The organism is Ruegeria sp. YTSA135 (genome assembly GCF_059610165.1).
Map to the genome: position 1 here is coordinate 97,813 of NZ_JBXWNC010000015.1, position 12,975 is coordinate 110,787.

At 53.0% G+C, this 12,975-nt stretch carries 10 protein-coding genes; all 10 read left to right on the forward strand.

Annotated elements, in window-relative coordinates:
- Positions 1-227: 227 nt before the first annotated feature.
- The 10 genes from AC2FIT_RS17760 to AC2FIT_RS17805 all read left to right on the forward strand — a co-directional run bounded on the left by AC2FIT_RS17760 (position 228) and on the right by AC2FIT_RS17805 (position 12,963).
- The gene (locus AC2FIT_RS17760; protein WP_496831364.1) at positions 228-2,240 is read left to right on the forward strand and encodes a DUF262 domain-containing protein; all 2,013 of its coding nucleotides are present in this window, start codon (positions 228-230) and stop codon (positions 2,238-2,240) included.
- 69 nt (positions 2,241-2,309) lie between these two features.
- A complete protein-coding gene (locus AC2FIT_RS17765) occupies positions 2,310-2,993 on the forward strand; it encodes a restriction endonuclease subunit S domain-containing protein (RefSeq protein ID WP_496831365.1) in 684 nt (227 codons plus the stop codon).
- Positions 2,993-3,298, forward strand: coding sequence for a GIY-YIG nuclease family protein (locus AC2FIT_RS17770; RefSeq protein ID WP_496831366.1), 306 nt, complete (start codon positions 2,993-2,995; stop codon positions 3,296-3,298). The genes AC2FIT_RS17765 and AC2FIT_RS17770 overlap by 1 nt, the downstream gene beginning before the upstream one ends.
- A 59-nt stretch (positions 3,299-3,357) precedes the next feature.
- Positions 3,358-4,875: a type I restriction-modification system subunit M gene (locus tag AC2FIT_RS17775; protein WP_496831394.1), complete on the forward strand. Its 1,518-nt coding sequence runs from the start codon at positions 3,358-3,360 to the stop codon at positions 4,873-4,875.
- Complete coding sequence (locus tag AC2FIT_RS17780; RefSeq protein ID WP_496831367.1) at positions 4,868-6,109, forward strand: restriction endonuclease subunit S; 1,242 nt, start codon at positions 4,868-4,870, stop codon at positions 6,107-6,109. Before AC2FIT_RS17775 ends, AC2FIT_RS17780 begins: the two co-directional genes overlap by 8 nt.
- Positions 6,110-6,149: 40 nt before the next feature.
- Positions 6,150-6,671 (forward strand): KwaA family protein, encoded by a 522-nt coding sequence (locus tag AC2FIT_RS17785; RefSeq protein ID WP_496831368.1) that lies wholly within the window; start codon positions 6,150-6,152, stop codon positions 6,669-6,671.
- Between the two features lie 2 nt (positions 6,672-6,673).
- Positions 6,674-7,540, forward strand: coding sequence for a Kiwa anti-phage protein KwaB-like domain-containing protein (locus tag AC2FIT_RS17790; RefSeq protein ID WP_496831369.1), 867 nt, complete (start codon positions 6,674-6,676; stop codon positions 7,538-7,540).
- Positions 7,537-10,767: a type I restriction endonuclease subunit R gene (locus AC2FIT_RS17795; protein WP_496831370.1), complete on the forward strand. Its 3,231-nt coding sequence runs from the start codon at positions 7,537-7,539 to the stop codon at positions 10,765-10,767. The genes AC2FIT_RS17790 and AC2FIT_RS17795 overlap by 4 nt, the downstream gene beginning before the upstream one ends.
- Positions 10,764-11,480: a M48 family metallopeptidase gene (locus AC2FIT_RS17800; RefSeq protein WP_496831371.1), complete on the forward strand. Its 717-nt coding sequence runs from the start codon at positions 10,764-10,766 to the stop codon at positions 11,478-11,480. Before AC2FIT_RS17795 ends, AC2FIT_RS17800 begins: the two co-directional genes overlap by 4 nt.
- Before the next feature lie 7 nt (positions 11,481-11,487).
- Positions 11,488-12,963 (forward strand): DUF2779 domain-containing protein, encoded by a 1,476-nt coding sequence (locus AC2FIT_RS17805; RefSeq protein ID WP_496831372.1) that lies wholly within the window; start codon positions 11,488-11,490, stop codon positions 12,961-12,963.
- The last annotated feature ends 12 nt before the right edge of the window (positions 12,964-12,975 follow it).

Here is a 12,975-nt window from a genome sequence, read left to right on the forward strand (position 1 = left end):
AGCCGATGTGAAGGGCTTGGTCTTGACGGAGGACGGGCCTGCAAGGCCCAAAACAAACAGAAGAAGTATCAGCCGATTAAGGCTGACTAGACCCGCGCAAGGGATGGAAGCCGCAGGGCCGAGACTTCAGGCTCGGTTCACGACAGCCCGATCCGCGAGGATGCGCCACGAACATGGGCATAACTCTCAGTTATCATTGAAAAATCACACCCCGCCTGTATCATGATGTGATAGAGCAGAAAGGTATTAAAGTGAAAGCAGGTCCCGTCACTGTCAGGCAACTCCTTGAAAACCGTCAGCGCTTTTGCGTGCCGATTTATCAGCGCCACTATGTTTGGACGAAGGACAAGCAATGGGAACCATTCTGGAATGATGTGCGCACGAAGGCCATCGAACGCCTCAATGGGCGAGACCGCCGTTTTTCCCACTTCATGGGCGCGGTCGTGCTGGAAGCACGCGGGGCAGCCTCTTCACGCCAAGTGACGTCATTTCAGGTCGTTGATGGTCAACAGCGCCTAACCACCTTCCAGCTCTACTTGGCAGCGGCCAGAGACTATGCAAAGCAAGCCGGGTTTGAAGATACGGTCGGATTGATCGAGGGATATCTCTTCAATGAGAAAGAACATCTCATGGAAGACCCTGAAATTGAGAAATTCAAAGTCTGGCCAACAAAATATGACCGAGAGCTTTTTCAAGATATCCTAATGGAAGAGCGCTCTGCGCTGCGGAAGAAGTATCGCGAATACTTCTACGCACGCCGCGACAAGATTTATGAATACAGCACCGTTCCGAACCTGCTTGGGTCATACGGGTATTTCTTTGATCGCATAAAGCATGCTGTCGAGAACGATGATCTGGAAGACGACTTCGCGGAAACGATTGAAGTCGACGACGAAGAAGCTGAAGACACCGTTTCCACGTCGGAAGAAGGCCATGATGAAGATCGCGCTGCGATGGAGCTGCGTTTGGACGCGCTGTGGGAAGCGCTGATCGAAGAGTTCAAGGTCGTGGAGATCACGCTTGAAGAAGGCGATGACGCTCAGGTTATTTTCGAGACCTTGAACGAGAGAGGCAAGCCGCTCCTTGCCGCAGACCTTGTTCGTAACAACATCTTTCATCGTGCGGATGCGCGGCGCGAACATGCTGACAAGCTCTTCGATAAGTATTGGAAAGACTTTGAAGACCCGTTCTGGAGCGTGATGGAAAAACAAGGCCGCTACAAAAGGGAGCGGATCGAGTTCTTCCTTGCGAATTTCATCGCCGGAAAGGTCGCAGGTGAGGTGACGCTCTCCAAGCTATTCAGCGAGTACAAGGCCTTCATCAAGATACAGGCCAACAAAGCGACTGGCGGATACCCAAGTGTCGAGTCCGAGCTGCAAGACCTCAGAGCCTTTGGCGCACTGTATCGACGCTTGCTCGAACGAAATGCCGATGATCCGCTTGGGCACTTCGCCAAGCTACTCCATCCTTGGGACGTGACCACGGTTTACCCGCTGGTACTGCGCTTGTGGTCCGAGGAGATGGATGAGGATGAAAAGGCGGAATGCCTGTCTATCCTCCTGACTTTCATCGTTCGCCGCGCGATCTGTGGCCTGACGACCAAGAACTACAACAAGTTTTTCTTGTCCGTGTTACGCCATCTCGAAGCCAACGGTTTCTCAAAGAACAATCTTGCCAAATTCTTATCGGCCCAGACTTCAGAAAGTGCCCGCCTTCCAAGTGACACGGAATTCGAGAGCGCCTGGATGTCTGCGCCTGTCTACGGGCGCAGGCTGACACCTTTGCGTGTAAGAGCGGTGTTGGAAGCCATCGAGCGCGAGAAGCGCCAGAAGTTCCACGAGACAGATCAACTCGCATCCGATCTATCCGTCGAACATATCCTGCCATCTAAATGGGAGGAACACTGGCCGCTACCAAGCGGCGAGACGCCGACGAGTGATGAGCGCCTTCAAGCGATGTTCGCCAGCGAAGAGAACGAAACAAACATTGGGCAGATTGTCAGGCGCAATCGCCTCTTAAACACCTTCGGCAATCTGACAGTATTGACCAAGCCTTTGAATGCGAGCGTGAGCAATGGTCCCTTCAAAGGCAAGCGCGAGGCGCTTAGCGACCATTCACTGCTGGTTCTGAACCGAGAGATCATTAAGAACGAGGATTGGGACGAGGAGCAGATTGAGGAGCGCGGCAAGGCGCTTTTCGAAGCTGCACGGGGCCTATGGCCTTATCCAAGCACCATCTAGAGTGCAGTAGATCGATCTACTGCAAAAAATTCACTTGACAGCTCGTGGGTTGGGTTGTATGTCTGTGGTATGAGCTACAGACAAAAAATTACAAAACTAGCAGATGTGTGTGACATCCAGGGCGGATTCACGGCGCGCTCAGCGCTCGTCGAAGATGAGATCGCTGGTCTGCCAGCCCTCCAACTCCGCGACTTGCAGGCGCAGAGCGACGTCCCTCTCGCGCAAGCTTCACGCTTCAAGCTTGAGGGAAAGGTAGATCGCTACCTGGTATCTTCAGGCGATATCCTTTTCCGCTCGCGCGGAGACAGGAACACAGCACATATGGCTGTGGGTTCCGCAGGCGATGAAGCTATCGCCCTCTTGCCGCTCATTATCCTCCGTGCGCATCGCGACGAAGTTCTCCCGGAGTATCTGACCTGGCTGATCAACCAACCAGAAGCGCAGCGCTACTTCGACTCCTGTGCGCGCGGAACAAAACTGCGGATGATCTCGCGCGAATGCCTGGACGAGCTGTCCGTCAGCATTCCCGATTTGGAAACCCAGCGGCTTATCGTCGAAGTAAGTCGGCTAGCCTCGCAAGAGGCTAGCCTCCTTCGCGAGCTCGCCGACAAGAAAGAAGAATTCATGAGCTTCGCCCTGCTGCGTCAGGTGCGAAACGCCCAGCTTCACGGCAATGAAGCTGGGCATCCTGTTGCCCGTCAGCCGACTAAGCATACGGGCAAAGTGCAACGGACAAACTCAAGAGGTGAATAATGTCCATCAACATTGGAAACTACCATGCCGAAGGCCCCTTCGGCAACGATAACTGCCTTCAGCCCCGTTCGGGCGTCTATGTGATTCTTGGTCGCCGCAACATGACGGCGCGTTGGAGCGTTGTGGATGTCGGCGAGTCTGAGAACATCCGCGAACGCGTCACAAATCATGACCGTGCCCTTTGCTGGCGCGGACAAGGCCACGCTCAGCTTAATGTCGCTGCGATCTATGTCGACGCGCCGAGCCGCAAGCAAATCGAACGCGAACTTCGTAAGCAGTACAGTCCGCCCTGTGGATTGATTTGAGAAAACAGTTGGGGCGGGGATGTCTCCCGCCCCACAATAAGACGCGAAAGGAATTGAAAATGAACGATAATCTAACACAGGCGGAAGTGAACAACGCGGCATGGGCGGCTTGCGATACGTTCCGTGGCGCAGTCGATCCTGCCCAGTACAAAGACTACATCCTGGTGATGTTGTTCCTGAAGTATATTTCAGACCTCTGGAACGACCACTTTGAAACCTACCGCGAGCAATTCGGCGATGATGATGTGCGCATTCGCCGCCGCATGGAGCGCGAGCGCTTCTACTTGCCTGAGGGTGCGAGTTTCTACGACCTCTATGAGCAGCGCAATGAGCCGAATATTGGTGAACTCATCAACATGGCGCTGGAGAAGATCGAAGACTCGAACCGCGCCAAGCTCGAAGGCGTGTTCCGAAACATTGATTTCAACTCCGAGAGCAACCTCGGACGTACTAAGGATCGCAACCGCCGCCTTAAGAATCTGCTTGAAGATTTCAACAAGCCTGCCCTCGACCTCCGGCCCTCACGCGTCAAAGAGGACATCATCGGTGAGTGCTATATCTACCTGATCTCGCGCTTCGCTTCTGATGCGGGCAAGAAGGCAGGCGAGTTCTTTACCCCGGCAGCGGTGTCTGGACTTTTGGCAAAGCTCGCCGCACCGAAGGCAGGCAATACCATTTGCGACCCTGCCTGTGGCTCGGGTTCGCTTTTGATCCGAACTGCCGAGGAAGTCGGCTCGGATAACTTCGCTCTCTACGGGCAGGAAGTAAACGGCGCGACCTGGGCGCTAGCGCGCATGAATATGTTCCTACACGCCAAAGACGCCGCCAAGATTGAGTGGTGCGATACTTTAAACAGCCCCGCGCTGGTTGAAGGCGATCATCTTCAAAAGTTCGATGTTGTGCTCGCCAATCCGCCATTCTCACTGGATAAGTGGGGTGCAGAGGATGCGGACACGGATCAGTACAATCGCTTCTGGCGTGGCATTCCGCCCAAGTCCAAAGGTGACTACGCCTTCATCACGCATATGATTGAGATCGCCAAACGGCAGTCGGGCCGCGTAGCCGTTATTGTCCCGCATGGCGTTCTGTTCCGTGGTGGCGCTGAGGGTAAAATCCGGCAGCAGCTAATCGAAGAAAACCTTCTTGATGCCGTGATCGGCCTGCCCGCCAACCTGTTCACGACTACGGGAATCCCAGTCGCAATCCTCGTCTTCGACCGTTCGCGTGAAGAAGGTGGCGCAAATGAAGATCGCAAGGACGTGCTATTCATCGATGCTAGCAAGGACTTCACGCCTGGCAAAACTGTCAATGTCATGGATGATAGCCACATTGCCAAAGTCATCGACACGTTCGGCGGCAGGAAAGAGCTAGAAAAATACTCGCACCTCGCCGATAGCGAGGAAATCGCAGAGAACGACTTCAACTTAAATATTCCACGGTATGTAGACACGTTTGAGCCCGAAGAGGAAATTGATGTGGCCTCAGTTCAGGTCGACATCGCCCGGATCGAGTCTGAGCTCGCGGACGTACGCAAGAGAATGGCCGTACACCTGAAGGAGCTTGGGATCGATGCTTGAGGCCACCGAAGAAACACCAGAAAGACAGAGCAAGCATTCACGAGCTCATAGACAACTCCAACGCCTTGGCGTTGAGGAGGTGCCAAAGGGATGGGAGCTAGGCGATGTTGGGCAAGCTTGTTCAATCAGGAATGAACTTCGCCTTCCGCTCTCCGTTGATGTTCGTGCGTCTATGCAAGGCGACTATCCCTACTACGGCCCTACCGGGGTGCTAGATACGATTAATGAGTACAGAGCAGAGGGCGACTTCGCGCTTATTGGCGAAGATGGTGACCACTTCTTAGACTCCACCTCGAAGCCGCAGACACTTCGCGTTAGCGGGAAGTTTAACGTCAACAATCACGCGCACATTATTGGCGGCACCTCTTTTTGTACCGTCGGTTGGTTCTTGTATTTCTTTCAGCACCGCGACATTTCGCACTCGCTCACTCGACAGGGGGCTGGTCGCTACAAACTCACCAAAGCTGCGCTAGAAAAACTGCCGATATTGCTTCCACCGTTATCAGAGCAGCGAAAGATTACAGCAATCCTGGAGACATGGGATGAAGCTATCGAGAAGCTTGAGGAGCTGATCGCTGCCAAGGAGCGATTTCATCGTTGGATCGAATGGCAAGTGATAGGCGAAAAAGAGACGCGTCGAAACTGGGTAGCGACGAAGCTTGGTGACATCCTAGTAGAAGTGAAGATTCGAAGCACGAAACACAATCAGTTCCCTGTGCTGACCTCATCCCGCCGCGGCGTATTTCTTCAGTCGGAGTACTTCTCCAAACAAGTGACAAGTAGCGACAATACTGGCTACAAAGTTGTTGAGAGAGGTGACTTCACTTATCGCTCAATGAGCGACGATGGCCTTTTCGTATTCAACAGACTGCTAAAGCATGAGCAGGGTATCATCAGCCCTGCTTATGGGGTCTTTACCGCGCATGGCGTCAATCCTTCATTTCTCGCGCATTTTCTAAATTCGAGCTACTTCGCTCAGCTGTTGGCTCGCGAAACACAGGGCGGAACCCGGAAAGCCCTACGCTTTTCGGCACTATCAGAAATGGTGGTGGATCTTCCCACTTTGCCGGAACAGGAGCGCATTTCTGCAACCCTTGACCAATCAAATCGCGAGATAGAGCTAATCAAAAAGCAACTCGAAGCTCTATCCGAACAAAAACGCGGTTTAATGCAAAAATTGTTGACGGGTGAATGGCGCGTCGAAGTCTCGAAAGAAGATGAGGTAGCGGCATGAAGATAGTGGGAAAAGAGATGCCGATAGTTAGGAGCTCGCTATGCTGAACGGTGTGGCGAAGACTGCTCTAACGAGCACGGCCATCGCCCCTGTGCTGCTCACGTACGGCTGGGTTGCTTACCAGGATGGTGAGACAACTATGGCTGTGGCGCTAGTCATCGCCTGTATTGCACTGGCGGTAGTGTGCCTCTGGCTATTGCGTTACGCGAAGGACAACCTCGAACGAATGAAGTTCGAGGCGGTATGCGTTGAAGCGGCTGATCGCGAGAACATCGCATTTCTGCTTCTGTACCTTTTGCCACTTTTTACGGCTCAGTTTGATGCTCTGAATTGGCAGGTGTGGCTGCCCGCTATCCTGATTTTCGCGGCAGTCGTCGCTACTGGCTACAACTACCACTTCAGCCCGTTGCTAGGGCTCATGGGATGGCACTTTTACAAAGTCGGCACCAAGGAAGGTGTCACTTATGTGCTGATCACGAAGAGACAGCTGAAGAGCGCTAGTGAAGTCATCAGCGTTGGGCAACTCACAGAGTATATCGTTATTGAATTAGGAGATCGTTGATTATGCCCCAGAACCTTTTTGCAGCCTGCCGTATCGGGGATGAACTTATCGCAAAGCGCGTTCGTCTTGACCTGAATGTTCAAAACGCCGTTCAGGCGGTTTTCGCCGATCAGGAAGGTCGTTTTCGTGATGGTGTGGCAAATGAGGTCGATTTCGACGGAAGCTGGAAGCCAGACGAGGATGAGTTTTTGGTGATGGACGTTCCGCCTGATGCGCAGATGTTCGTCGACACAATCAACGCCAACGCCGTTGCGATACCCGACCTATATACAGCCGCCTTCGATCAGGAGAATATTCGCGCACTTTTCACAGGAGAAGTGAATAACGGCGCATCCAAGGTGCTCATCCAGCAGTTTTCGGCACGCCAGATGCTGTCGCGGCGGTTTTCATTGCTTCAAGATGGGAACGCATTCCGCCGCATGACGGATCAAGCATTCTCGCTCGATAACTCGCTCGCATGCATCGTTGAGGGAGGCAAGCTGAAGTTCAAGAGTTTCCACAAAGTTCGTGCGATTGTAGACTTGGTCGATGCCTACAAAGTGGCAACTGATCAGGAAGTTCAGGACTTCGCAGATCACGCGTCTTTTGAAGTGGCGGACACGGCTGCGTTCCTAGATTCCGCAGACCAGGTTTCACGCAAACTCATGCACGCTATCAATCGTAGCGGTACGCTCGACAATTACACGGTGCCGCAGATTGAGACGGCAGCGAACGCTGTCGGCATGGGGATTACCGTGAACGCAGGAAAGATCGTTATGCCTGGAGACCGTGCGGAAGTGAAGAAGCTTCTCAGGTTCTTGGATGACGGCCTCTATGAAGCGCCGCTATCGGGTCAGCGCTACATAACCAATTCAAAGAGGCTGGCATGAACGAGCACAACCCACAGCATGGGTTCAACCCCGCCGAAAAGCACCAGTCGCAGATTCCTGCGATCCAGACATTGATAGCGCTCGGCTTCAAGCCGCTGTCTCAGGCTCAGGTCGACACGCTAAGAGGAAAGACCCGCAACGTCATCCTCGACGACATTGTCGTTGAGCAGATGTTGAAGCTGAACAGCTACAGCTATCGCGGAAAGAACTATGCTTTCGACCTGGAAGACGCACACGAAGCGCTTCGTCGCTTGAAGCCGACGCCGGACAAGCTGAAGGGTCTGCGCGGTACAAACCAAGATTTGTATGACTTGATGGTGTTGGGGACAACGATCTCCAAGGCCATCGAAGGAGACAGCAAGAGTTACTCCTTTAAGTACATTGACTGGGAAAATCCTGAAAACAACGTCTTTCATGTCACCGCCGAGATGACGGTCGAGAGGACGGCCAGCACGGCGACGCGTCGCTGCGATATCGTCTGTTTCGTGAACGGCATTCCCTTCATCGTGATCGAGAACAAGCGCCCCACGGAGTCGCTAAAGAAGGCGGACAGCCAGCTCATCAAATATCAGAACGAAGACAATATCCCGCAGCTCTTCCACTATGCGCAGCTCTTGATGAGCATGAAGCGGCAGGAAGCCCGCTATGCAACTGTCGGGACGCCTCGTAAGTTTTGGCAGATTTGGCGGGATGAAGAAGACAAAGACGCGGTCATCGAGGCTGCGATCAACCGCCCTCTGACGGAGGAAGAGAAGAACGCCGTCTTTTCTGGCGATCTGGCTGACGCACGGCGTTTCTTCGAGGAGCTTGCGGCGGCTGGGCATCGGTCGATCAGCGAGCAGGATCGCGCCGTCTACGCGCTTTGCCGCCCAGAGCGACTGCTCGATCTTGTTCGCCGCTTCACCGTGTTCGATGCGGGCGTGCGAAAGATCGCCCGTCACCAACAATTTTTCAGCATCAGAACTGCAATTGAGCGCCTGAAGACGCGCGATATCGATGGTCGTCGCAAGGGCGGCGTCATCTGGCACACCCAAGGATCGGGCAAGAGCCTGACAATGGTCATGCTCGGTCGGGCACTCGCGCTCGACAAGGCGGTCAAGAACCCCCGTATTCTGATCGTCACTGACCGTGATGACCTGGACAAGCAGATCAAAGGAACTTTCAAGTCTTGCGAACTTGAGCCTGTACGCGCGGCGACGGGCTCGAATTTGATCGACTTGATTGCGAACAAGACACCGCTCGTCACAACCATCATCAACAAGTTCGACACGGCGATGAAGTCGAGCGATTTTAAGGATGAGAGTGCCGACATCTTCGTCCTCGTGGACGAGAGCCACCGTAGCCAAACGGGGCGCTATGGCGGCCACGGCAAGTTTGCCTTGAAGATGCGGCGGATATTGCCCAACGCCTGCTACTTAGGGTTCACGGGTACGCCGCTTCTAAAGAAAGAGAAAAACACGCTCGATACGTTCGGCGGTCTGATTCACAAATACACGATTGATGAAGCGGTCGAGGATGAGGCGGTTGTACCCCTTCTCTACGAGGGGCGCATGGTCGAACAACAAGTCAGCGGCGATGTCGTTGACACCTGGTTCGAGAAGATCAGCGAAGGTCTGACCGACAAGCAGAAGGCTGACCTGAAGCGCAAGTTTTCAAGGATGGATGCTCTCTCGAAGACGGGTCAGGCCATTCGCGCAAAGGCCTTCGACATCTCAGAACATTATCGCAAATACTGGCAAGGCACGGGCTTCAAGGCGCAGCTAGTTGCACCTTCAAAAGCTGCCGCCGTTCGTTTCAAAGAGATGCTAGATGAGATTGGTCACGTCACGAGCGAGATCGTGATTTCAGCTCCCGACGACAAAGAAGGTAACGAAGAGGTCGATCAGGAATCCAAGGACTTGGTGCGTAAGTTCTGGGACAAGATGATGGCCAAGTACAAAACCGAGGATGAATATAACCGACAAATCATCACTTCATTCAAAGGTTCTGGCGATCCAGAAATCCTGATCGTCGTATCGAAGCTGTTAACGGGCTTCGACGCGCCACGTAACACCGTTCTCTATGTCTGTAAGCCTCTGCGTGAGCATAACCTGCTTCAAGCCATCGCGCGCGTGAACCGTCTGTACGAGGATGATGAGCAGGAGAAGCAATTTGGCTTCATCATCGACTATGAAGGTCTGCTCGGAGAGCTTGATAAAGCGCTGACGACCTATAGCGCATTTGAAGGTTTCGATAGCGATGACGTTGCCGGAACACTGCACGACATCCGAGAGGAAATCCGCAGATTACCGCAGCTCCATGATCAGCTCTGGGATGTCTTCAAGGAAGTTCGCAACAAGAAGGACATGGAGGAGTTTGAGCAATATCTTTCTGATGAGGCCAAGCGCCATGAATTTTATAGACGGCTGAAGGAATATGGCCGTTGTCTCCACATCTCGCTTTCATCTGAAAAGCTTTACGATGTTTTTGATGAGAAGAAGATCACTACCTTCACAAAAGACTGGAAAGCGTTTTCCGAGCTGAAGCGGTCGGTTCAGCTTCGCTACCAAGAAACTGTCGATTTGAAGGAGTTCGAGCCGAAAATTCAGAAGCTTCTGGACGATCACGTTACAGCCAAGCCAGCCGAGGTCATCATTGATCTCGTGAACATCAACGATCCAAACGCACTTAATGCGGTTATCGAAGAGGAAGGCACAACGGCGGCATCGAAGGCAGACAGAATTGCCAGCGCGACGAAGCGCACGATCACAGAGAAAATGGATGAAGACCCATCCTTCTACATGCAGTTTTCGCAGATGCTTGCTGAAACCATCCGCGATTATCGCGAGAAGCGGATTTCAGAGAAGGATTACTTGAAGTCTGTTGTTGATCTGGCTGGACGCGTGGCTCGCCGTGATCATGGTCGCGACGTACCAGAGAGCATTAAGGCCGATACAGACGCTCAAGCGGTCTTCGGTGTTCTTGAGCCGATACTGAAATCGATCAATGGCGGTGTTGATGATGCGGTGACTGCCGATGTGGCACAGTCGATCATAAGCATCGTCAAAGAGCATCACATTGTGGATGTGTGGTCGAACGAGGTTGCACAAAACAACATGAGGAATGCTATTGATGACTACTTCTTTGACGTTGTCCGTGACGAAAAAGGAATAGAGCTGCCTCTTGATCAGCTCGACGATATCGAACTGCGGATCATGGATATCGCGCGGGCGAGGTTTCCAGGATGAACCTCGAAGTGCTTGAGACCGATTTTGGAAGCGAGACAATCCGTTTTTCTGTCGAGCGGCGAGATCGAAAGACCCTTTCGATTAACGTACTACCCGACCAAACCGTAGCTGTGCTTGCACCTGAAGAAGCCAGTGAAGAGAGGATTGTTGAAAAGGTCAAAAAGCGTGCTCCGTGGATATTTAAGCAACTTCGTTACTTTGACCAGTTCCAGCCGCGAACACCTGAGAGGCGCTACCTCGCTGGCGAAACACATCTTTATCTGGGACGCCAATATAAGCTCAAGGTTCTACCTAGTATTCAGAACATCGTTAAGATGCAGCGCGGGCATATATTCATTTGGAGCACCAAGCCTCGACGCGAGGAGCAAACGCGTGAGCTCTTGCGGGAATGGCTTCTTCAGCGTGCCAAGATCAAATTCTCTGAACGCCTAGCGATTTCACAGCAGCGTTTTGCTGATCCTGAAAAGATGACACCGAAGGGGATGATAATTCGGGATCTAAGCCATCGTTGGGGATCGATGACTCAGCGAGGCAACTTGGTTCTGAATCGTTCACTTATCGGCGCATCGACCGAAGCGATTGACTACGTGATTACACATGAGCTTTGCCACATTGAGTACCCCCATCATGGGCCGGATTTCTTTGATCTTCTAAGGCGCGTCATGCCGGATTGGGAGAAAAGGAAGATCAAACTTGAGCGTCAGATGGCGTAGCGTTCCCATGCAGATATCGAAGTCAGAGTATATGCTGTTCTTGAGGCATCCAGCCTGGCTCTGGATTAAGAAGCATGCGAGACATCTCCTTCCACCTGTCGATGCAGCACTTCAAGCACGCTTTGACGAGGGACACGCATTCGAGCCTTACGCTGAATCTCTGTTCCCAGGTCTAACTCGACTCGGCTTCTCAGACTTTGAGAGCTACCAATCGCTGCCAGCGCGAACTCTGGAGACCTGGCAGAACGGTGCGAGCACTGTCGCGCAGGGGCGCTACGAAAGAGGATCGACCACGTGTATCTCTGACATCGTTAGCCAAGATGGCGATGGATATGCCCTGACAGAAATCAAGAGTGGGACGTCTGCGAAGCCAGAGCACACGTTCGACCTTGCCTTCCAACGTGTTGTGCTTGAGGCCGCTGGTTTCCCCATAAAGCGCTGCGAGGTTGCGCATGTGAACCGCGACTATGTCCGAGATGGTGAGATCGAACCAAGGGAGCTTGTCGCCATCACAGACATCACAGAAGCAGTTGAAGATCGGCTTGAAAGCACGCGAGTTTGGATAGATCAGGCGCTCAATGTTGCTGCGAGCGATGCTATGCCTGATCCGGCACCAGAACGCGCAAGACTGAAATCCTATGATGAGTGGCTCGAAATCCGCGAGAAACTCGACCCGCCGCTTGCACAAGACAGCATCTACCATCTGCCGTTCATCAATGCTGAGAAAGCGTCTGAGCTGCTTGAGAACGGGATTGCGAAGATCGATCAGATTGTTGACGCATCGGCGCTCGGCAAGTCAACGCAGCGCTACCTACGCGCATTGGGTAGCGGAGAACGCACCATCGATCACGAGGCGCTGAGTAGGTTTTTGGGAGAGATTTCCTACCCGGTTTACTACCTCGACTACGAGACATCACAGAGCTTGCTTCCACCTTGGGACGGAACACGCCCATATCAGCAAGTACCGTTTCAGTATTCGCTGCATATCCAGCGTGAGCCTGGCGGCGATATCGAGCACAGGGAATACCTGCACCGCGACGCTGGCAATCCGATGCCTGCCTTGCTCGAAAGGCTTTGCGACGATGTAGGGGATACTGGCTCTGTTCTGGTGTGGTACGAGCCGTTCGAGAAATCACGCAACAAGGAGATGGCGGCGGCTTTCCCCGAATATGCGGATTTTCTAGAAGGACTGAATGATCGAGTGATCGATCTGATGAAGCCTTTTGCGGATGAGGTCATCAACGATCCTGCGTTCAAAGGCAGTGCATCCATCAAGGCCGTTCTACCTGCTTTACTGCCAGAGCTTTCTTATGACGATCTGGACATCAAAGAAGGAGCGAGCGCTTCTCGCCTCTGGAAGGACGTGACGCTGACCAATCCAAACGATCCAATGCGTGAGAAGGTCTATGATGACCTTGTCGCGTATTGCACGCGCGACACCTGGGCTATGGTTGCGATCCACATAGAATTGCTTGCGATGTAGAATTCACCCCGC

Excerpts from the sequence above, each read along its gene's own strand:
- AC2FIT_RS17790 (WP_496831369.1), top strand. The coding sequence starts at position 6,674 with ATGCCCCAGAACCTTTTTGCAGCCTGCCGTATCGGGGATGAACTTATC.
- AC2FIT_RS17800 (WP_496831371.1), top strand. The coding sequence starts at position 10,764 with ATGAACCTCGAAGTGCTTGAGACCGATTTTGGAAGCGAGACAATCCGT.
- AC2FIT_RS17785 (WP_496831368.1), top strand. The coding sequence starts at position 6,150 with ATGCTGAACGGTGTGGCGAAGACTGCTCTAACGAGCACGGCCATCGCC.
- AC2FIT_RS17795 (WP_496831370.1), top strand. The coding sequence starts at position 7,537 with ATGAACGAGCACAACCCACAGCATGGGTTCAACCCCGCCGAAAAGCAC.
- AC2FIT_RS17805 (WP_496831372.1), top strand. The coding sequence starts at position 11,488 with ATGCAGATATCGAAGTCAGAGTATATGCTGTTCTTGAGGCATCCAGCC.
- AC2FIT_RS17770 (WP_496831366.1), top strand. The coding sequence starts at position 2,993 with ATGTCCATCAACATTGGAAACTACCATGCCGAAGGCCCCTTCGGCAAC.
- AC2FIT_RS17765 (WP_496831365.1), top strand. The coding sequence starts at position 2,310 with ATGAGCTACAGACAAAAAATTACAAAACTAGCAGATGTGTGTGACATC.
- AC2FIT_RS17775 (WP_496831394.1), top strand. The coding sequence starts at position 3,358 with ATGAACGATAATCTAACACAGGCGGAAGTGAACAACGCGGCATGGGCG.
- AC2FIT_RS17780 (WP_496831367.1), top strand. The coding sequence starts at position 4,868 with ATGCTTGAGGCCACCGAAGAAACACCAGAAAGACAGAGCAAGCATTCA.